Genomic DNA, 22,241 nt, shown 5'->3' with positions numbered 1-22,241 from the left:
GTAATCCGGGTCAATCGGCACAAATGCCGCGCCCGCTTTCAGGACGCCGAGTACGCCCGCAGCCATTTCCAAGGACGGTTTCGTCAAAATGCCGACACGTTCGTCAGCTGTAACACCGCAGTCCATGAGAATGCGCGCGATGCGGTTCGCCCTTGCGTTCAGCTCGCCGTACGTCCATTTCGCGCCGTTGTATGCCGCGGCCGGACGGTTCGCGTGGCGGGCGGCCGTTTCTTCAAAGAGACGGTGAACCGTTTTGTCCCGCGGCACGGAAATTGTTTTTCCTTTCCATGCGTCAAGAAGGGCTTGTTTTTCTGTTTCATTCACCAATGAAAGCTCAGAAAGCTTCGCGGCCGGATTTTCCGCGGCGGCTTCTAACAGATGAAGCCAATAATGCTTCCACGTCTCTGCCGTTTCCGGTTTAAACAGCGCAGTGTTATATTCAAGCACAAACGTTAAGCCTCCGTCTGTGTCATCAGCCGTCATCGTCAGGTCAAACTTGGCTGTTTTTCTGTCAAACGGATGGTGCTTCAGCTCAATTCCTTCCATGACCAGATCTTCAGCATTTGCGTTTTGCATGGAGAATACCGCATCGAACAGCGGATTTCGGCTCGTATCACGCTGCACCTCAATCTTTTGCAGAAGGTCCTCAAGCGGATAATCCTGCGCATCAAATGCACGTAAAGCGGTTTGTTTTACTTCTTCAAGATAATCTGTGAACGTTTTGTCCGCTTCCGGATACGACCGAAGCGCGAGTGTATTCACAAACACACCGATGACGTTAGCGAGATCCGCATGTGACCGTCCCGCAACCGGAGAGCCGACAATGATGTCATGCTGTCCGCTCAATTTTGAGAGAAAAGCGCTGTATGACGCCAGCAGCACCATGTACATGGTAGAATCCGTTTGTTTCGCAAGACTGCGAAGAGCCGACGTCTGTTCTTCAGTCAGTGAAAAGACCAGCTTGTCTCCTTCAAAGGTTTGCACAGCCGGACGGCTGTAATCAGCCGGCAGCGTCAATACCGGAAGCTCGCCGTCAAGCTCCCGAAGCCAATGCTCCTCCTGCTTGCGGTATTGCTCTGATTGAATAAATTTCTGCTGCCATACCGCATAGTCTTTATAATGAATCCGCGGCGGCTCAAGCGTTTCGCCGCCATACAGGCGGGACAGTTCATCTATCAGCACGCCGACTGAAGCGCCGTCTGAAATGATATGGTGCATGTCAAACAGCAGCAGGTGATCATGTTCAGCCAGCTTAACCAGCCCCGTTCTGACGAGAGGAAGCTGATCCAGGCGGAACGGCCGGATAAAGCTCTGAATAATTTGTCCAGCGTCTTCCTCAGAGGCTTCGTAATATTCCATGTCAATATCAGCTTCGGCCCATATACGCTGAACTGTTTCTCCATCCTTTATGTCAAACGTCGTTCTGAAGGCTTCATGGCGTTCTGTCAGCTGTTTCATGACAAATTTCAGCTTTTCTGCATCAAGCTTCCCTTTTAAGCGGAGCACAGACGGCATGTTATAGCTTGTTTCAGCGCCTTCCAGCTGCTGAAGCACGAACATCCGCTTCTGCGGTGAAGAAACCGGATACGTTTCCTGCACAGCCGCCGGTACGATGCTTTCAGCCGTCTTCCGCTCAGCGCCTTCAATCAGCTGCGTCAGTCCCGCAACCGTCGGAGAAGTGAACAGATCCTTTAATGTAAGCTGCACGCTGAAGGTCTTCTGGATGAGAGCAAGCAGTTTCATTCCCGCTAACGAATGGCCTCCGATCTCAAAGAACTGATCGTGCACGCCGACCCGCTCCATTTGCAGCACCTCAGCCCAAATATCCGCCAGTTTTTGTTCTGTTTCATTGCTCGGCGCCGTATATGACACAGCATTCGCTGCGGTCACATCAGGCATCGGCAGCGCCCGTCTGTCGATCTTCCCGTTTCCTGTAAGAGGCAGTTCATCCATTTGAATAAAGACGGCCGGAATCATATAAGCCGGAAGATCCTTCGCCGTATGCTCCCTCAGCTCCCGGGAAGAGATTTCTCGGAGGCCGACAAAATACGCGCAAAGAAGTTTGTCACCCGCTCCCTGGTCCACAGCGAGCACGATGCATTCCTGAATCTGGTCATGGCTTTGGATCTGGTGCTCAATTTCGCCAAGCTCAATCCGCTGGCCGCGGATTTTCACCTGATGGTCGATACGTCCGATAAACTCAATATCGCCATTCGGCAGCCATCTGGCCAAGTCGCCCGTTTTATACATCCGTTCCCCTTCCTTAAACGGATGCTTTACAAATTTTTCTTCCGTCAGTTCAGGACGGTTGTAATAGCCTTCCACGAGACCTTCCCCGCTGACGCACAGCTCGCCCGGGATACCTGCCGGCTGCATTCGTCCGGCCGTGTTCATGATGAAGATTTCCGTATTGCTGACCGGTTTTCCGATCGGAACAGAGAGCGTATCCTCTTCAATCACATCCACCGGATGGTATGTCGCAAACACCGTGCTCTCAGACGGACCGTACATATGAAGCAGCTTTCCTTTTCCGACTGCCGCCAGCGCCTTTTTGACATGCTCAACAGACGCCCTTTCGCCCCCGAACATGATTTTCCGAAGCGTCGTCAGACAGGACGGCTCCATATCAACAAGCAGGTGGAACAGGGCCGTCGTAATCATCAGAATGCTTACATTCTCCCGTTTGATCACGCGGGACAGGCGCGTCATGTCCAGCACCGTATCTTTCGGGACGATCACAAGCTTTGCACCGTTTAACAGCGAACCGAACATATCAAACATAAAGGCGTCAAAGACGTAGTTTGACAGTCCGAGCACAGTATCTTCTTCAGAAACGGTCAAATAGTTCGTGTTCTTTACCGTCCGCAAAATGTTGGCATGTGTGACGATGTTTCCTTTCGGCGTACCCGTCGTTCCTGATGTATAAGTGAGATTGGCAATCGTCTTGGAATCAAACGGCAATGCTGGATTGTGAGAGTCCTTTTCATAGCTTGCCTCATCATCAGCAAGCACAATGACGCCTTGAAAACCGGCCTTTTCCGCAAGCGGCTTGAGGCTTTGCTGAGTCAGGAGCACATTCGCCCCGCTGTCGCGGAAGAAATGCTGAATCCGCTGAACCGGATGCTCAGGATCAATCGGCACATAGGCAGACCCCGCTTTTAACACAGCCATAATGGAAACAATCATGTCCATTGACCGTTCACATAAAACAGCCGCGGTTTTCCCGCCGCCACCGACCGAAAGAATATGCCGCGCAAGCCTGTTGGCGCGTTCATTCAGCTGCTGATACGACAGGGTTTCCCCTTCGAACTGAAGAGCCGTCCGGTCAGGGTTCTTTCGGGCCTGTTCTTCAAAGATCTGCACGATCGTTTGCTCTTTCGGGTACACTGTGCGTTCCGGATTGAACCGCTGTAATTGATTCAAAGCCTCCCGTTCAGAAAGCAGGTCATATTCTCTGATTTTCGCATCCGGCTGAGCTGCCGCACTCTCCAGCAGGCGGACATAGTGCGCAAGCAGGCGATCCGCCGTCGAGCGCTTAAACAGCTTCGTGCAATAATCCAAATCAAGCGCAATGCCTTCCGCTGTTTCCCGGGCCTGCATTGTCAGATCGAATTTGGCGATATTGAAGTTGGTTTCATGAAGAGACAGCGTAAGATTGCCGATCTCCGGAATTCCGTTCGAAGCATTTTGCAGACTGAACATCGTATCAAATATCGGATGCCTGCTCATATCCCGGGGCACATTCAGCTCCTCGGTCAGCCACTCAAACGGATAGTCCTGGTGAGAAAACGCGTCCAGCACCTGCTTGCGAACATGACCTAACAAGTCTGTAAATGTCTGATCCTGCTTCACGGAGCTTCGCAGCGCAAGCGTGTTGACAAACATCCCGATCAGTCCCTCGGTATCGGAATGATTTCTTCCCGCCGATGGTGTTCCCACGATGATGTCTTCCTGTCCTGAATACTTAGAAAGCAGCGTATAATATGCCGATAACAGCACCATATAAAGGGTGGCTCCGTTTTTCCCGGCGAGCTTCTGCAGCCGGTCCCGCAGCTCTTTCGGCAGCTTGACTGATACGCGGTCACCCTCAAAGCTTTGCACCTGCGGCCGCGGGTAATCAGGGAGCAGCTGAAGCACCGGCAGTTCGCCGCTAAAGACTTCTTTCCAATACGCCCGCTCTTTCTTGTAGCCTTCTTCCGCCCGTTCCGCTTGCCAGACGGCGTAATCTTTATATTGAATATGCAAGTCAGGCAGCTGTTTTCCGCTATAGATCTCTGCCAGTTCCTTCAGCATGATGGAAATTGATACTCCGTCTGAAATCAGGTGATGCATATCAAACAGCAGCATATGGCGATTGTGACCGAGCGTTTGCAGGCCGATTCTGAACAAAGGCGCCTCCGCCAGCTCAAAACGGCGCACAAAATCCTTCATTACCTGTTCATTCGTTCTCCCGCTCGCTTCGATCATTTCAATATGAAACGGAACATGCTCGTGAATCACCTGTCTCGGCGTGCCGTCCTCTGATTGAAACGATGTTCTGAGCGCTTCATGCCTGCTGATTAAGACAGAAAATGCACGCTCAAGTTTTTCACGGTCTAACGCGCCTTCGATAACGGCTGCTGCCGGCATGTTATACCCGACCCCCGCATCTTCAAATTGGCTCGCGATATAGATGCGCTGCTGGGCGAGCGAAAGCGGATAGCTCTCCTGCTTCTCAGCCGGCTTAATCGCACTGTAATCCGGCCCTTCGTTTCGGCTTACCGCATAATCGGCAAGCGCCGCGATTGTCGGATGCTCAAACAAGTATTGCAGCGGGATTTCCACGCCCATTTGCTTATGAATTTTCGTCAAAAGCGTCATTGCCTTTAAGGAATGACCGCCAGACTCGAAGAAATGGTCATAAATACCCGCCTTGTCCATTCCGAGGACTTCCTGCCAGATGACGGCGAGCGTTTTCTCCGTCTCATTTCTCGGCGCCGCATACTCTGACGAACTGACAGCCTGCACATCAAGCGCGAACAGCTTTTTGCGGTCTGCCTTCCCGCTCGGCGTAAGCGGAATTTTATCCGTTTTTGTAAAGTAAGCGGGCACCATGTAATCAGGAAGGTGTTTGGACACATACTCCCGGTACTCGGCAGGATGAAACTCAGTTCCTTTTTCTTGAACGATATATGCGCAAACATCTAAGCTGCCCTGCTGATCCGGCCGTGCCAGTACGACGGCCTCCGCCGCGCCCGGAGCTTTTCTGAGCACCGTTTCAATTTCTCCCAGCTCAATACGGTAGCCGCGGACTTTCACTTGATCGTCTTCTCGGCCGATATATTCGATTGTTCCGTCCGGCAGCCAGCGCGCCATATCACCCGTGCGGTACATGCGGCCGCTCTCGTTGAACGGATCCTGCAAAAACTTCTCTGCGGTCAAATCCGGAAGATTTAAATAGCCGCGGCCTACACCGTCTCCCGCGATATACAGCTCACCAGCCGTACCGTCAGGCTGAAGCCGTTTGTGCTTATCCAATATATACAGCCGGGCGTTGCCGAGCGGTTTTCCGATCGGAACGTACGCCGCCTGCTGATTCATTCCGTTATCTTGTGACACCTCATACACGGACGCATCTACGCACGTTTCCGTCGGCCCGTAGACATTTGTCAGCCGCGGCGCTTTGCCCGATTGATGAAAGAGCGTCATCAGCTGTTCAGCAACAGCGGCGGACAGGCCTTCTCCCCCAATGAGCATGTGGCGCAGTTCAATTCCGCTGACATCTCCCGTTGCGACCATCATCTGCAGATGCGCAGGCGTTCCGTCAGTGGCTTCAATCCGGTTTTGACGATAATAGTCCAGCAGTGCCGAGCCGTTTGTAACAGTTGTTTTCGGCACGATATAAAGCGTCTGACCTAAAAGAAGCGAGGCGAAAATCTGTTTAACGGACGCATCAAAATGAAACGGGGCCAAAAGCGCCATTCTTAATGTCTGTTCACCGCACTGATAAATCTCCTGCTGCAGTGATTGAACCAGGTGATGAACTTGCCGGTGTTCAATCATCACGCCTTTCGGCCGCCCTGTTGTACCGGACGTATAGATAATGTAAGCCAGCCGGTCTGATTGTGTGCAGACACCGTCAGCGGCCGTCTCATACTGAACGGCCTCATCAAAATCAATCTGTTCGGCATTCGTTTCAGGCGCCTGTATTCCCGCCTCTGTCAGAACAGCCTTCGCTCCGCTGTCCTCCAAGATGTACTGAATCCGATCCGCCGGAAAGTCAGGATCAATCGGCACATATGCGCCGCCCGCTTTCAAAATTCCCAATATTGCCGCAATAACACGGTCAGATCGGCCAAGCAGCACAGCGACAGGAGAATCGGCTGATATCCCGGCTTTAAGAAGGCGTCCGGCGATACGGCCTGACTGTTCATGCAATGTGCGATAGGACAATGTCCGGCCTTCATATACAACCGCGGGTTTGTCAGTCAGTGCCTTCGCTTTCTCTTCAAACAGCGCCGGAATCGTCATCTCCTTGCGATAAGCGACCGGATTGCCGGAGGCACGCTTCAGAAGCAGCTCTTTCTCGGATTCTGAAAGAAGAGCCAGCTCATCAATTACACGGTCAGGAGATGATATCGCATCTTCAATCAGCGTGATCAAACGTTCAGAAACAGAAGCAATTTCGTCCGCCTTGAATATGTCACTGCGATAGTCAAAATCAATCGTCAATTTCCCGGTGTCCCATCGTTCCTTCACGTGAATCGATATATCATTTGTTCCGCTTCCGCTGAAGATCGGGTCCGTCAGGAAGGACAGATTCTCTTTTTTCTGCCACTGCATCACTTGATACTCCAGAGCCACCGTAAACAATCTGCTCAGCGAACTTTTTGAAGCACGCAAATCATTGACAAGCAGGTTATACGGATACTTTTGGTGGCGAAGAATTTTCATCAGATCCTTCATCCGGCCTTTGACGAATTCCAAGAACGGCTGGCTTCCGTCAACACTTGTCCGCACAGGCACCGTGGATACGAACATCCCGAGCATCTGCTTTTCTTTCGCATTCGTCCGGTTTCCCATAAACGTACCCGTGACGACATCATCCCGGCCTGTCACTTTGTAGAGATAAGCGATCAGAGCTGACTGGAACAAGGAAAGAACGCTGACTTTATGCTCCCCGCAAAATGATTGAATCCGGCCGTACAGGTCATGAGGAATTTCTTGAGAAAACCGTTTCGCATCAAGACCCGCATCTGCCTGGCTCCGTTTTAAAGACACAAGCTCCGGTACGGTCTCAAACTGTCCGTTCCAAAAATCCCGATCCTTTTTAAACCGCTTCGACTGCACATATTCCTGCTCTGTCAGCACATGCTCGATAAAGGAAGGAATCTCCGCCTCGTTCTCACTTGCTCCGCCCGAAAGCTCCAAATAAATATCAGTAATCGTATTGCCCAGAATGGTCATGGAAATTCCGTCTGAAATAACGTGATGCACATTAACGTAGAACCAGACCTCATTTTCGCTGATGGTGTACACGGAAAAACGGAATAAATCCTGATCATATAACGCCAGAGGTTTGCTTGCCTCGTCACGTCCCCATTTTGACAGCTCTTCCGCAGAGCAGCCGGCTTGCCTGATGTCTGTATGCTCGATCGTCAGCGGATGGTATTCGCTCACATATTGAACAGGCTCCCCCTCATCATCAAGCCGAAGACGGATTCTCATCGACTCATGGCGACGGACAAATTCCTGTATCGCTTTCTCAACGATATGAGCTTGTACGCCGTCCTCAGAAATGAGCTTTCCGAAACCCGCAAGATTTGAAATACTTGTGTTCGGATAGAATTTTTCTGTATACCAGATACGTTTTTGTGCATTTGTTAAAGGATAAAAAGTTATTTCCATATGTGTGCGCCTCCCCTTTTTAAGATAAATTTGTCAATTCTCCCTTAGAAACAGCCTCCCTCAATGTCCCTAACTCATTATCAAGCCAAAAGAACCACTTACCTCCAAAACGATCCCGATTTAATCACCGCCGAAATCCGCAATCCATTCACCCGCACAGTCCGAAATTCGGCTCAAATTTATGAGAAATCAAGACAAGAATCCAATGTTTGTAAGCAACAGGGTTTACCTATTTCTTCATGAATTACTATATATCTACTTACGTTCACTTTATATGAAATTATTGTTTTTATCACCGAAAAATGGGTGAAAAGTTTCATGCGGCACACCGAAAAAAATTCCGACAATTCCAGAGGGTATTTTGCGGCATCCCGCAATTTATTTTTAAAAATATTATTTATGTAAAATTAAAAATCTTTAAACTATAGTATAAATCTTTCGAATATCCAGTTATGGCAGAATGAAAATAGTTTTCATATATTAGCTGACGGGGAAAAAACAGCGCAAGAACCGAAACAGGAGATTTAATCGTTCGCAATATGATTTCATTAAACCGCGCAAAAAAAAGCGCCCTATTTTACATAGAGCGCTTCAAAAAGATTCCTTTATTGCAGTTTTATCAATGTTGATTAATTCCATATATTCTTTTCCCCACTTATACATAGCGTCCAAAATCGGCATAAGGGTCTCTCCTTGCTCCGTTAATGAGTACTCCACTTTCGGGGGAACAACAGGGTAAACTTCCCTATGAACGATCAGATCCTGCTCCAGCTCCCTGAGCTGATTCACAAGAATTTTGTGCGTAATATCAGGAATTAAAGCTTTCAGCTCATTAAATCGTTTTGTCCCTTCTTTTCCCAAGTGCCACATAATCAGCATTTTCCACTTCCCGCCTATCACGGCAAGCGTCAATTCCTTTTCGCAATTAAACGTTTTCTTATCCATTCGGCTCACGGGCTATTCTCCTTCCTCTTACTTTTCGTACGTTGATCATCTATAAACACTTGCTTACTTTTTCACAGAGCTTTCATCCATTTATACTACCACGCAGTTTTGCTGAGACAAAACACATTGCCTGCGGGGGACAGTATCCTCAAAGTAACTATTAGACTTTAAAGTGCGTACTTTTCAACATGCAGGGCACTCTATAGAATGTAGATACATTAAGAAGAGGAGTGAATATACAGTGGAATTACAGCTGGCATTAGACTTAGTGAATATCCCTGAAGCAATTGAACTTGTGAAAGAGGTCGAACAATATATAGATGTTGTAGAAATCGGCACTCCCGTCGTCATTAATGAAGGACTGAAAGCCGTGCAGGAAATGAAAACAGCCTTTCCTCACCTGAAAGTGCTTGCCGATCTTAAAATCATGGATGCAGGCGGTTACGAGATTATGAAAGCGGCAGAAGCAGGCGCCGACATCATCACCGTTTTAGGGGCGACAGATGATTCGACGATCAAAGGAGCTGTTGCCGAAGCAAAAAAACAGCAGAAAAAAATCCTCGTCGATATGATCAACGTAAAAGACCTTGAAACACGGGCAAAAGAAATTGACCAACTCGGTGTTGATTATATTTGTGTCCACACAGGTTATGATCTTCAAGCAGAAGGAAAAAATTCATTCGAGGAACTGACGGCGATTAAAAAAGCAGTCAAGAGCGCTAAAACCGCAATTGCCGGAGGCATTAAACTTGATACGCTTCCTGAAGCCATCAAACAAAACCCAGATTTAATCATTGTCGGCGGAGGCATTACGGGAGCTGACAATAAAGCGGATACTGCTTCTAAAATGAAACAGCTGATCACACAAGGATCATGAAAACGACGGAATACTTACATGAAATCCTAAATGAATTATCCCGTACTGCAGCGTTAATAGCCGACAATGAAGCTGACAAGCTTGCGGATCAGATTTTAGCTGCAGATCAGATCTTCACGTCCGGAGCGGGCCGTTCTGGTTTTATGGCTAAAGCGTTCGCCATGAGGATGATGCATATCGGGCTGAACGCTTACATCGTCGGTGAGACGCTTGCCCCTCCCCTCAAAGAAGGCGGTCTCGTCATCATCGGCTCAGGCTCAGGCGAAACAAAAAGCCTGCTTCATACCGCTGAAAAAGCCAAAAGCCTTAATGGCATCATCACTGCATTAACGATTAATCCTGACTCGAGTCTCGGCAGACTTGCGGATCTTACGATAACGATTCCCGGCTCTCCTAAGGATGAGACCGGCGGAGACAGAAAGACGATTCAGCCGATGGGTTCTTTATTTGAACAGACTCTCCTGCTGTTTTACGATGCGGTTATTCTAAAAATCATGGAGAAAAAAGAACTGAATTCGGCAGACATGTTTGCAAATCATGCAAATCTGGAATGATATACTGGCGGCCTTCTTATCAGATGGCCGTCTTTTTATCGTCCTGCGGCGCTCGATTACATCCGGCCAGGTTTTCATCCGGAAACTCGCTGACGAAGATACCCTGCTGGTGAGCTTATCGCTATAATAGCCAATTATTCAGACGGCCGCAATCATTCATTTCTGAATAGAGAAACTGCAAAAAAGACTTTCTGACCGGTTTTTTATTGGATAAAACTAATTTGTGCAGACGGTTTTACAGATATTCAGTTGAATTGAGGCTGAAAAATATATTTTAACAGCTTTACAGCGGGCCGATTCTGCTTTATTCTTGGACCAGCTTTACAGCAATTTAAAACTGGAGGTGATTGATACTCTTGAAAACATTAAAAGCACTGCTGCTTGTTCTTATCATCATTGCCGGAGCAGTTGCGGCCCTGATCAAGGGTGATATTTTCTCAGATAACGAGCAGACCGTTCAGAAAAGCGATTACGACAAAGTAATCCTATTTCCGTCCGATCGATATCCGGAAACAGCAAAGCATATTAAGGACGCGATAAAAGAAGGACATCCCAGCATTTGCACCATTGACAGAGACGGAGTACATAAGCGGCGTGAGCAATCTCTTAAACATGTGCCTGTAAAAACGGGGTACGACAGAGATGAATGGCCGATGGCGGTTTGTAAACAGGGCGGAAACAATGCCTCCGTAGAATATATTTCTCCGGCAGACAACCGCGGGGCCGGCTCTTGGGTCGGACACCAGCTTACCAATGATCCAGATGGAACGAGAGTATTATTTAAAATCAAGTAACGAAACAGGAGGAGCAGCGCATTGATTAAATCATGGAAACCGCAAGAACTTATCATTTCTTATCATCAATTTACAATCTTCCAAAAAGATTCCGAACCGCCTGTTATCGATTGGACGGATGAAGCCATTGAAAAAGGATTTGCGGAGGCTGACGGAGCTGTTTCATTTGAAGCAAGGAGAAATACGAAGGCATTTATTGTCCTCAGGCTTAATACAAATGAACCGGTACCATCCTATGAGAAAAAAGCGGCTGTTTCCTTTGAAGCTGTAAAAGATGGAATTGAGATTGAAAGCGTGATGTCAAAACGGCTTTTCTTCGATCTTCCGAAAGGCCGATACAGCCTTACTTGTTATTCAGTGCCTGCCGAATTATCCGATCTGCATGCAGATACGTATATTATCGATGCGGCCGCAATGTAAAAGAAAACCCTGAGAGAAACATATTTCTCTCAGGGAACTCTTATAAACTCTTACCGTTTATTTCGATCACGTTCCGATACCAGTAAAAACTTCAAATGCAATTTTGTCTTCAGGGTGACTTGTAAGCGGATAAGCCGGTGAATAATCGAAGCTCGGAAAAATCCTCGGCCAGCTGACAGAAAGCGGTAAGCTTTCAAACCCATTTCTGCCATCAAGGCGACATCTTCTTTATAACGTTCATAACGGCCGGCTGCTGTATCGCCGTTTGAGCCTTTAAACGTTTTACCTGTTATTTTTGCGTTCCAGAGCAATCCCGATAAAACAAAAAAAGCACCCATCTTGCCGGATGCTTAAGAATGATGATGCCGCTTCTCCAATTTATGAGGGGGAGGCTTGGGGATAAAGCCATTTTGTTTCATCATGTTAAAGCGCCTGTCCATATGCTGTTTAATATGCTCTGCTTTTTCTTTCGGCAGGACACCGTATTCAACATATTTGGAAATGACATGTTTACGTTTTTTGAGTATTTCCTTTTCAAGAGATTCAATTTCTTTTTTCTGCTGTACCGTAAGTGACATTGTTGAAGGCATTTTTGTTTCAGCGGCATGTGCCGGCACTATGAAAACCATTGCCGTAATGAAAAACGCAGCCAATGATAACGCAGCTTTTTTCATGACTTTTTCCTCCTTTAGCGTTTGTTATATGTTGTGCCTCCATCCAGTTTTTATGCAAAAAAAAGAGCGAAATTATTCGCTCTTTTCAATCGATTCGTCCGGCAATGCGTATGTAACATACGTTCCTGCCACAAAATCATGGATCGACCGTTTGTCTTCTCTCATTCCGACCATAAATGCGCTCACGATCACACCGATTCCTAACGTCACACCATAAATTAAGGCGCCCACAAGCACTCTTAAAATCATAGTGAGAAAGCCTACCTGAGTGCCGTCTTTTTTGACGATGCGGATACCGCAGATCTTTTTGCCGATAACATAACCGTTCCAGTATACAGGAAGCAAGATAGAATAAAGAGTCAAAATGATGCTGATCATTGCGCTCTCCTCCGGATCTTTTCCCGTTGCCAGCATATAAATAATCGCCAAAGGCACTGAAATAATTAAATAGTCGAGTACTGCGGCTCCCAATCTGATCCAAAATCCCGCCGGTCTGTAAGTATTCATTGTGTTTCCCCTCGCTCTATGGCTTCAAAATCACTTTAATGTTGCCATCTTCTTTTTTGTCAAATATATCATATGCAGCAGGGGCTTCCGCAAGACTCATTTTGTGCGTAATAATATCCGTCGGATCAATTTCATTTTGTTCGACCATTTGATACAGCATCGGCATCAGATGGATAACGGGTGCCTGGCCCATTTTTAGAGAAACGTTGCGCGTGAAAAAATCACCGATCGGAAAACCGTCCGCTTCGGAAATATATGCGCCTGTGAGCTGAACAGTACCGAACTTCTTAACGGCTTCTGACGCTGTCAGAATCGGACTGATGGTTCCGAACTGATTCGGTTTTTGCTTTTCTTTTTCTTTTGAAAGCGGCGTGCCGTCCATTCCGACACAATCAATCACAACATCCGCGCCCCCTGACGTTTGTTCATGCAGCAGTTTCCCGATCTCTTCATGCTCTGAAAAATTGAAGGTCTCTGCTCCGTTTATGCGTCTCGCATGTTCAAGGCGGTGCGGGACTTGATCGACTGCGATGACCCGCTTTGCGCCTTTTTTCCAAGCGAATTTTTGCGCCATTAAACCGATCGGACCTGAGCCCAGAATAACGACTGTGTCCCCTTTTTTCACTCCGCTGTGCTGGACGCTCCAAAAGGCGGTCGGCATGACATCTGACAGAAGCAGTACCTGTTCATCTTCTAGCTCGCTGTCTGCCGGAACCAGAAAAGAAGAGAAATCAGCATAGGGCACTCGTAAATATTCAGCCTGCCCGCCGGGATAATTACCGTTAAACTCCGAGAAACCGAATAAGCCGCCGGCATCTGTATGAGGATTGGGATTTGATTCATCACACTGGCTTTCCATCTGGTGCTTGCAATAATGACATTCTCCGCAGCCGATGTTAAAAGGAATCACGACCCGGTCGCCTTTTTTCAGCTTTTTCACTTGACTGCCCGTTTCTTCAACGATTCCCATTGGCTCGTGTCCAACGATGTAACCCGGATCAGCGGGTATTCCGTTTTTATATAAATGAAGGTCTGAACCGCAAATTCCGGTTGCGGTGATTCGAACGATGACATCCCTCTCATCTTGAATGACGGGTGCAGGGACTTCTTTCACTTCCATATGTTCTTTTCCTTGGTATGTCAGTGCTTTCACATTGTTCAGCTCCTTTTTCATCACTCCTTCCCTTCTCACATGCTTCTAAACTTGGCTGGTATGTTATTCAGCCCGCTGAATGTCCCATTGAAAAGGATCTTCAAATTGAGACCAGTCAGAATCGAACTCAGACGGCGTGAGCAGACACTGATCTAATTCCTTTGTAATGGCTGCTTCATCTAAATCAATCCCGATAAATACCAGATTCGTATGACGGTCTCCAAATTGAGCGTCCCAATCCTCCAGAATCTCCGGTTCCTGCTGTTTGATCTGCTCCTGCTCAAGTTTCGGCATCGCCGCCACCCAATAAGAGACAGGCTCAACTGAGACCGCCGGACCCGCCTGAGACATCAGCAGCGCGAAGCTGTTGTGGGTTGCGCACCAGGCAATTCCCTTTGCGCGCACAATGCTGTCAGGCATTGAGTGATGCAGCCAGCTGTCAAAACGAACGGTATGAAACGGCAGACGCCGTGAATACACAAACGAAGTGATTCCATACTCTTCTGTTTCCGGAGTGTGCGCTTCATGGCCTGCCGTCAGCTCCTTTATCCATCCTGCTGATGAACTCGCTTCTTCAAACTCAAATAAACCGGTATTCAAAATGCATTCGGCAGGCACTTCTCCGCGGACGGATCGGATCAGCTTGGCACGGGGCTGTAATGCGCGAAGAACTGTTTCAAGCTGTTCAAGCTCTTTTTCGCCCACCATGTCGCACTTATTTAAAATAAGCACATCACAAAACTCAATTTGATCAATTAATAGGTCGGCAATCTCCCGTTCATCCTCTTCTCCCGCAGCTTCTTTCCGGTCAAGAAGGCTGTCACCGGACTGGAAGTCATGCCAGAATCGGTTTGCATCTACCACGGTAACCATTGTGTCCAGCCTGCAGAATGTTGTCAGATCAATGCCCATTTCTTCATCTATATAAGAAAATGTCTGGGCAATGGGAATCGGTTCACTGATCCCTGTTGATTCAATCACGATATAATCAAATCTGCCGTCTTTGGCGAGTTTCTCAACTTCGACTAATAGATCCTCACGCAGCGTGCAGCAGATACAGCCGTTGGATAATTCTACGAGTTTTTCGTCTGTCCGTGATAAGCCCCCTCCCTGTTTCACCAGGCCAGCGTCTATGTTTACTTCGCTCATGTCATTAACGATGACGGCAATTTTTAAACCGTTGCGGTTTTGTAAAATATGATTCAAAACTGTCGTCTTTCCAGCACCAAGATAGCCGCTCAATACTGTAACCGGAATTTTCACCATAAAAATAGCCTCCCAACAAAATAGAATGATTACGATTTATTATCTGTGACTGTCTCTGTTCAACTAATATGTACAGTGTATTAAATCGTAATCGTTACTATTTATTCTGATGCATTCTCTATTTAAAATCAAGTAAAAGTCAGACATCATACACTGTTTGCCCCCTTCCATTGGTCTGACACGCAAAACGTCAACGATTTAATTGGTGAAGCCTTGGATCCGGACTGTAAAATGCCCGGTTTTAAGATGTGCGCTGCACGTATCAGCCTAATATAATTTTTCATAAAATTTTTAGATTTTTTAGTATTTTTTGTTACATCTCATAACATGTATCTTAAATATCTGTTTTCGCTGTGCTACGCTAAAGAAAACATAGATAAGGAGCGGATCATCTGATGGAAAAAAAACAGCTAGTCCTTGTTGGAAATGGAATGGCCGGGGTAAGAGCGATTGAAGAAATACTGCGTGTTTCAAAAGACGAATTCGAGATTACAATATTCGGGGCCGAACCTCATCCCAACTATAACCGAATCCTTCTGTCAAAAGTGCTTCAAGGCGATACAGATATTAAAGATATTACGTTAAACGATTGGGACTGGTACAAAGAAAACAACATTCAGCTGCATACCGGTGAAACAGTCATCAAAGTGGACCAGGATAGCAAAACCGTCATTACAGATGCAGACAGAATCCAGCCCTATGATGAACTCATCCTGGCGACAGGCTCTGTCCCTTTTATCCTTCCGATTCCGGGCGCAGATAAAAAAGGCGTCACGGCATTCCGGGACATAAAAGATACCGACACGATGCTCGCCGCGTCAAAACAATATAAAAAAGCAGCCGTCATCGGCGGAGGACTGCTTGGTTTAGAAGCCGCTCGCGGGCTGCTGAATCTCGGAATGGACGTGTCTGTCATCCACCTCTCTCCATACCTAATGGAACGCCAGCTTGATCCAACTGCAGGGCGCCTGCTGCAAAACGAATTAGAAAAACAAGGCATGACCTTTTTACTTGAAAAGCAAACCGAAGAAATTGTCGGTACTGACCGTGTCGAAGGCGTACGCTTTAAAGACGGCACAAGCATCGAAGCTGATTTAGTCGTCATGGCGGTCGGCATCCGCCCGAATACACAGCTTGGCGCGGAAAGCGGCATTCCGGTTAACCGCGGAATCATTGTTAACGATTATATGCAGACTGAAATCCCGCACATTTACGCTGTCGGTGAATGTGCCGAGCACCGCGGAATCGCATACGGTCTTGTGGCGCCGCTCTATGAACAGGCAAAAGTGCTGGCCAAACATATTTGCGGCATTGAAACAAAACCGTATGAAGGCTCCGTTCTCTCCACTCAATTAAAGGTATCAGGCGTCGAGGTATTCTCTGCCGGTGACTTTAACGAATCAGAGGAGAAAAAAGCGATTAAAGTTTTTGATGAGCAGGACGGCATCTATAAAAAAATCGTCCTGAGAGGCAATCAAATTGTCGGCGCTGTTTTATTCGGAGACAGCAGCGAGGGCAGCCGCCTGTTTTCAATGATTCAAAAAGAAGCCGATATCTCCGAAACTTCCAAGATATCCATCTTACAGCCTCTTGACCAGGAAGCAGGCGCAAGCATGACCGCGGCGATGAGCGGCGATGAAATCATCTGCGGCTGCAACGGTGTATCAAAAGGCGCGATTATTCAAGCCATTCAGGAAAAAGGCTGTACATCAACGGACGAAATCAAAGCATGCACTGGGGCATCCCGTTCCTGCGGAGGCTGTAAACCGCTCGTGGAAGACATTCTTCAATATACACTGGGCTCAGAATTTGACGCATCCGCGCAAAAAGAAGCGATTTGCGGCTGCACCTCGCTTTCGAGAGATGAAGTCGTAGAAGAAATCAAAGCCAATGGGCTATCACATACGAGAGAAATCATGAACGTGCTCGGCTGGAAAACGCCGGAGGGCTGCTCCAAATGCCGGCCTGCCCTCAACTACTACTTGGGCATGATCAATCCGTCTACATACGAGGATGACAGAACATCCCGTTTTGTGAACGAACGGATGCACGCCAATATTCAAAAAGACGGAACATACTCTGTCGTGCCCCGGATGTACGGCGGCGTGACCAACTCTCAGGATCTCCGCAAGATCGCCGATGTCGTCGACAAATATGAGATCCCGCTCGTTAAAATGACAGGCGGCCAGCGAATTGATCTCATCGGCGTCAAAAAAGAAGACCTGCCGAAAGTATGGGCCGAGCTTGATATGCCTTCAGGCTACGCGTACGGAAAAACACTCCGCACGGTAAAAACATGCGTAGGCGAACAATTCTGCCGCTTCGGCACGCAAGACTCCATGGCACTGGGCATTGCGCTTGAGAAAAAATTCGAAGGGCTCAATACGCCTCATAAGGTCAAAATGGCCGTGTCTGCCTGCCCGCGGAACTGTGCGGAGTCCGGCATTAAAGACCTTGGTGTTGTCGGCATCGACGGAGGCTGGGAGCTTTATGCCGGCGGGAACGGCGGAACACATTTGCGAGCCGGTGATTTGCTGATGAAAGTGAAAACGAATGAAGAAGTCTTAGAATACGCGGGCGCTTACCTTCAGTACTACAGAGAAACGGCTAACTATCTGGAGCGCACATCCGCATGGCTTGAGCGCATCGGTTTATCCCATGTCCAATCTGTATTGAACGATCCGGAAAAACGGCAGGAGCTCAACGGCAGAATGAATGAAACACTCTCTGTTCACAAAGATCCGTGGCAATATTTCCTTAAAGATAAAAAAGCTTCTAAAGATTTATTTGAAAATGTCGTCACGACTTCATAAAACAGTAAGGAGGAACGGACATGGTTAACAAAGATATGACAAAGGTTTGCTTAGGCAGGCTAAACGAATTTCCTGAGGAGTTAGGAAAAACCGTATATATAGAAGAGAAAGAACTTGCTGTATTTAAGCTTTCTGACGGAAGCGTCCGCGCCGTCGAAAACCGCTGCCCTCATAAAGGGGGCGTCCTGGCTGAAGGCATCGTCAGCGGAGAATACGTCTTCTGCCCGATGCATGACTGGAAAATTTCCTTAGAAGACGGAAAAGTCCAAGAGCCGGATCATGGCTGTATTAAAACATACGAAACACTGATCGAAGGAGAGAATGTATACCTCCTGTATTGATCAAAGGGTCGGATCACTTTTTAAACAGATGAAGGGATGACGTCATCATGAGAAACGGAATTGTATATTTTGTCGGTGCCGGACCTGGAGACCCGGGGCTGATTACGGTAAAAGGGAAACAGGTTCTGGAGAAAGCGGATATCATTTTGTATGACCGGCTTGCAAACCCAACGTTTCTTGAATATGCCTCTCCAGACTGCCGGTTCATTTATTGCGGAAAACTGCCCGACCGCCATTTTATGAAACAGTCGGAGATAAATGCCCTGCTGATTGAAAAAGCGGCGGAAGGCTTCACCGTAGTCCGCTTGAAAGGCGGAGATCCAAGCGTGTTCGGCAGAGTCGGCGAAGAAGCGGAGGCGCTTCATCGGCACGGCATCCGCTACGAGATGGTGCCCGGCATCACCTCGGGAATCGCGGCGCCGCTGTATGCGGGCGTCCCCGTCACCCATCGTGATTGCGCTTCGTCCTTCGCCATGATCACTGCTCATGATACATCATTACAAGGCCGGCCGAATCTCGATTGGGAAGGGCTGGCTCGAAGCGTTCAAACGCTTGTGTTTTACATGGGGGTTAAAAATCTGTCATTTATATGCCGGCAGCTTATGGAGCACGGGAAATCCCCCTCCGTCCCCGTACTCGTCATTCAATGGGGAACATGGGGCCGCCAGCGCAGCGTAAAAGGAACGCTTCAGGATATTTATGAAAAAGTACAAAGCCAAAACATCACCAACCCCGCCATTATCGTCATCGGAGATATCGTAAATCTTCAAACATATAGCTGGTTTGAAAGCAAACCGTTCATCGGGCGGCATATCATGGTGATCACTCATGGCGATGATGAACATACATTGACAGGCAAGCTGCGCGAGTATGGCGCTGATGTTATCGAATGGCCGAAGCGGATTGTTAAAAAAATGCCCGCTAACGAAAACATCCTGAAGCGGATCAGCACTTTTGAACAGATCTTTTTCACATCACGCCACGCGGTCTGTGAATTTTTTGACACACTGGCTTTCAAGCAGATTGACATCCGCCGGGTGACAGCAAGCCTGAATGCAGCGACTGAAGCGGCAAAGACGGAACTGACAAAACGGGGCTTCCGCCTATCCGGCCATCAAGGTGATTCTCCGCATTCGCTCATTGTAGGAAGCCGTCAAGCAGCAGAAAATATGCCAGACTCAGTATCATGCCCGTTTTATATCACTCATGAACATATCGCAGATGAGCGGTTCACTTCGATGATCGAACGCACAATCAGTGAGTCTCCTCTGCAAATGATTATCTGTCCGGGCAAAGAATCCGCTCAGCATTTGCTCAGCGCCGGAAAACAGATCGGCATATCACCGAATCCGACAGCAAACCGCCCTCCCGTCATCTGCATCGGTGAAGACATACCCGCCGGTTACGGATTTACCGCCGTGAAAAATCAGGAACAGTTATTTGCGTTTATACAAAATGAAATGAAAGACATGCTCGTTCACAGCTGACCCCCGGCTCAACATCGGGGGCCATTCCCTTTTTTATTGTGTCACCAATTTCTTATGATGAGTCGAATACATCGCCATCTGATCCGCCTGCGGGTCCAAATAGGCTTTGGCGCTGTTCACGGCGGTCGGTCCCTCCGTGAAGCCGCCGGCAATCAATCTGAGCTTGCTTTCATAATGGGCGGCGTCACCTGCAACAAACACGCCCGGAAGATTCGTCCGCATATGTCTGTCGGCTTTAATCCGGCCTTCTTCTATCTCAAGCCCCCAATCCTTCATCGGGCCGAGATCAATTTTAAACCCGTGATTGATAATGAGCTCATCAACCTTGATGTCTTCAGAATGGCCAGACTCAGTATGACAAACGGTGACGCTCTCGATCCGTTCCCCGGTGCCGTTGAGATGCTTCAGACGATACGGCGCAAACACCCGCACGGAAGACCGCTTCATTTTCGCCACGCTGCTTTCTAAACCGCCGAACTCCTCACGGCGGTGCAAGACGGTAACAGACGCCGCAATCGGTTCCAGCTCATTCGCCCAGTCAACCGCGGTATCTCCCCCTCCGGAGATCACGATATGCTTACCTTCAAACGCATCCAGCTTCTCCACTTTATAATGAAGGTTTTTCCCTGAATAACGGCTCGCATCCGCGCTGTTGAGCTCATTGACCTCAAGCGTTCCCATGCCGACAGCCAAAATCACGGTGCGTGTATAGTGCTTTTCCCCTTCGGAACTTTCCAGCACAATGGTCCCGTCATTCAGCCGCTCAAATCCGGTCACCCGCTGATTCAACACGATATCCGGCTCAAATGTCGCCGCCTGCTCCATCAGCTGCTTAATCAGCTGTTCCCCGGCGATCCCCGGAATTCCGCCGATATCACGGATGATTTTTTCCGGGAAAAACATAGACACTTTCCCCCCGAGCCGCGGCAAAAATTCAATCACTTTCGTTTTCAGCTCGCGCATCCCGCAATAAAAAGCCGTAAACAGGCCGATCGGGCCCCCGCCTATAATCGTGACGTCATACACCTCATGATTTTCCGCCATTATTCTGCCTCCCGTTTATATCTATACTTCAAACATTTTCAATTGAGAATCAATATCAATAAAAGTATACCATACATCGGGAAACAGTGTTTGTTCAGTTCTCATCTTGCGGAAAAGGATGGAGATTCAAGAAGCACGGTCCAATGAGATGTTGAGGTTGAGGAGGGTATTAAAGCTGAAACCAGTACGGAGACTGGTTTCTTTTTTATTTCTTTTTCATCAGCATGATATCAAGATACAGCTGGCACCTTGTCCTGAAGTCGTTTAAATTAATTGATGTCATGTCAAGAATCTGTTTGATACGGTAGTTCAATGTGTTTTGATGAATAAAAAGCTGTTCTGCGGCTGGTTTTGTTTTGCAGTTATTGAGGAGATAGATTTCTAACGTTTTCAGCAGTTCGGTGCTGCTTTCTCTATCCTTGGCTTTTAATAAAGCTAAATCATGGTTTACATATTCCAGTGAGGCGTTTTTTTCTTCGATACTTTCAAGATAGCGGTAGATCCCGAGCTTGCTGTATTCATACGGGATATTTTCCTGGTTTCCGGTAATTTCTGCAGCCTTTATGACTTCAAGGGCTTCTATATAACTTTTCCCGAGCTTCAGGATGCTGCTGTATTCATTGCCGATTCCGATATAGATGGGAGTGGGGATCTTCTGAAAGTGAAAATGAGTCAGCAGTTTGTGGATGAATTCAGATGCTGCCGAAGTGCCGGAGCTTTTTTGCGAGAAGCTTGCGACGACGATGACAATATTGGAATCAATGGTTAAGACGTGACTGACTTTATCCCGCAAATTCAAGTACGATTTGATATTTTCCTTCAAATCTTCGACTGCCTCCCCATCCCCATTTGCGGCATGCAGGACAACCACCGAGAAAACCGACGGCAGCACGGCGTTCATCTTTTCCGCCTCCCGCCTGAACTCCTTTTCAGAGGAGAATTGCTGAAAGATTGCCCGTTTCACCAGGTCTTCCGCTCTCTCTTCCTTTTCCTGTTTCAGCCGGTTCGTTTTATAGATGATTTTTCCGACATGGAATGAGGTTTCATATAAAAAGTCGAGCTCCTCGTCCGTCAAGTCGCGGTCGAGCTCCTGAATCCAGATGTAGCCCATCACTTCCCCTTTATGTTTTGCGCTTACGACCACTCTCTGATTCAGCCCGATACTGTCTATTTTTTCAACACGGAACGGTTCAGGAACGGTTTTCAGTTTTTCGATCACCCCGTCCTTCAGAAACCTCTCAAAAATCTGCACGGGGCATTTTTTTGAAAATATCGTCTGCTGGTTGGCGGAGTCGAAGTGATTAATGTAATAAGAATTATAGGCAAGCAAAAAGAAATCCGCACTTTCCAGAATGACGGGCTTCTGCAATTCGTAACTGATGAAATCAATTAATTTATCAATGTCCGTAAATGAAAAAACTCTCTCTAAAAGCTCTTCCATACCTATTTCTCCTATGCTCTTTTTATCTTTATCATACT

General features: G+C 47.7%; 15 protein-coding genes and 2 pseudogenes. 8 read left to right on the top strand and 9 right to left on the bottom strand.

Annotation, left to right across the window (positions count from 1 at the left end; all coding sequences use genetic code 11):
* Together srfAA and ACH32G_RS17900 are read right to left on the bottom strand one after the other, a co-directional pair.
* On the bottom strand, positions 1 to 7,887 hold a 7,887-nt coding region (gene srfAA, locus ACH32G_RS17905), incomplete at its 3' end, for a surfactin non-ribosomal peptide synthetase SrfAA (protein WP_448814670.1).
* Between the two features lie 591 nt (positions 7,888 to 8,478).
* Positions 8,479 to 8,841, bottom strand: coding sequence for a winged helix-turn-helix transcriptional regulator (locus ACH32G_RS17900; protein WP_016936795.1), 363 nt, complete (start codon positions 8,839 to 8,841; stop codon positions 8,479 to 8,481).
* Positions 8,842 to 9,073: 232 nt separating this feature from the next.
* On the opposite strand from ACH32G_RS17900, the gene hxlA reads away from it, so the two are divergent.
* The 4 genes from hxlA (at position 9,074) to comJ (ending at position 11,477) form a co-directional block, all read left to right on the top strand.
* A complete protein-coding gene (gene hxlA, locus ACH32G_RS17895; protein ID WP_016936796.1) occupies positions 9,074 to 9,709 on the top strand; it encodes a 3-hexulose-6-phosphate synthase in 636 nt (211 codons plus the stop codon).
* On the top strand, positions 9,706 to 10,263 hold the full coding sequence (gene hxlB / locus ACH32G_RS17890) for a 6-phospho-3-hexuloisomerase (protein WP_366969992.1): 558 nt from the start codon (positions 9,706 to 9,708) through the stop codon (positions 10,261 to 10,263). Before hxlA ends, hxlB begins: the two co-directional genes overlap by 4 nt.
* Before the next feature lie 356 nt (positions 10,264 to 10,619).
* Entirely contained in the window at positions 10,620 to 11,057 is a 438-nt protein-coding gene (locus ACH32G_RS17885; protein WP_060963635.1) for a NucA/NucB deoxyribonuclease domain-containing protein, read from the top strand.
* A gap of 21 nt (positions 11,058 to 11,078) precedes the next feature.
* Positions 11,079 to 11,477, top strand: coding sequence for a competence protein ComJ (comJ, locus tag ACH32G_RS17880; RefSeq protein WP_047476185.1), 399 nt, complete (start codon positions 11,079 to 11,081; stop codon positions 11,475 to 11,477).
* 153 nt (positions 11,478 to 11,630) lie between these two features.
* Here comJ and ACH32G_RS17875 read toward each other — a convergent pair.
* The 5 genes and pseudogenes from ACH32G_RS17875 to ACH32G_RS17855 all read right to left on the bottom strand — a co-directional run.
* Positions 11,631 to 11,773, bottom strand: a pseudogene (locus ACH32G_RS17875) (family 1 glycosylhydrolase); the annotation flags it as partial.
* A 54-nt stretch (positions 11,774 to 11,827) separates the two neighbouring features.
* Entirely contained in the window at positions 11,828 to 12,151 is a 324-nt protein-coding gene (locus tag ACH32G_RS17870; protein ID WP_448814669.1) for a YckD family protein, read from the bottom strand.
* 72 nt (positions 12,152 to 12,223) lie between these two features.
* A complete protein-coding gene (locus ACH32G_RS17865; protein ID WP_448814668.1) occupies positions 12,224 to 12,658 on the bottom strand; it encodes an RDD family protein in 435 nt (144 codons plus the stop codon).
* A gap of 16 nt (positions 12,659 to 12,674) precedes the next feature.
* Positions 12,675 to 13,811 carry a zinc-dependent alcohol dehydrogenase gene (locus ACH32G_RS17860; RefSeq protein ID WP_029575240.1) on the bottom strand — a complete coding sequence of 379 codons (1,137 nt, stop codon included), beginning with the start codon at positions 13,809 to 13,811 and terminating at the stop codon, positions 12,675 to 12,677.
* 63 nt (positions 13,812 to 13,874) lie between these two features.
* On the bottom strand, positions 13,875 to 15,077 hold the full coding sequence (locus tag ACH32G_RS17855) for a GTP-binding protein (protein WP_415273296.1): 1,203 nt from the start codon (positions 15,075 to 15,077) through the stop codon (positions 13,875 to 13,877).
* Positions 15,078 to 15,224: 147 nt separating this feature from the next.
* Between ACH32G_RS17855 and ACH32G_RS17850 the strand changes: the two are divergent.
* The 4 genes and pseudogenes from ACH32G_RS17850 to cobA form a co-directional block, all read left to right on the top strand.
* Positions 15,225 to 15,353 (top strand): annotated as a pseudogene (locus ACH32G_RS17850) (hypothetical protein); the annotation flags it as partial.
* Between the two features lie 119 nt (positions 15,354 to 15,472).
* Positions 15,473 to 17,890: an NADPH-nitrite reductase gene (gene nasD, locus ACH32G_RS17845; RefSeq protein WP_448814667.1), complete on the top strand. Its 2,418-nt coding sequence runs from the start codon at positions 15,473 to 15,475 to the stop codon at positions 17,888 to 17,890.
* A 20-nt stretch (positions 17,891 to 17,910) separates the two neighbouring features.
* A complete protein-coding gene (gene nirD / locus ACH32G_RS17840) occupies positions 17,911 to 18,231 on the top strand; it encodes a nitrite reductase small subunit NirD (protein ID WP_064777951.1) in 321 nt (106 codons plus the stop codon).
* Between the two features lie 47 nt (positions 18,232 to 18,278).
* Entirely contained in the window at positions 18,279 to 19,718 is a 1,440-nt protein-coding gene (cobA, locus tag ACH32G_RS17835) for a uroporphyrinogen-III C-methyltransferase (protein ID WP_448814666.1), read from the top strand.
* Positions 19,719 to 19,751: 33 nt separating this feature from the next.
* Here cobA and ACH32G_RS17830 read toward each other — a convergent pair whose 3' ends face one another.
* Together ACH32G_RS17830 and ACH32G_RS17825 are read right to left on the bottom strand one after the other, a co-directional pair.
* Positions 19,752 to 20,762, bottom strand: a complete 1,011-nt coding sequence (locus ACH32G_RS17830; RefSeq protein ID WP_414831394.1) for an NAD(P)/FAD-dependent oxidoreductase — start codon at positions 20,760 to 20,762, stop codon at positions 19,752 to 19,754.
* Positions 20,763 to 20,967: 205 nt separating this feature from the next.
* Positions 20,968 to 22,203 (bottom strand): PucR family transcriptional regulator, encoded by a 1,236-nt coding sequence (locus ACH32G_RS17825; RefSeq protein WP_016936810.1) that lies wholly within the window; start codon positions 22,201 to 22,203, stop codon positions 20,968 to 20,970.
* Positions 22,204 to 22,241: the final 38 nt, after the last annotated feature.

Source organism: Bacillus sp. CIS52, assembly GCF_053545315.1.
This window is presented reverse-complemented; position numbering and strand designations above follow the sequence as displayed.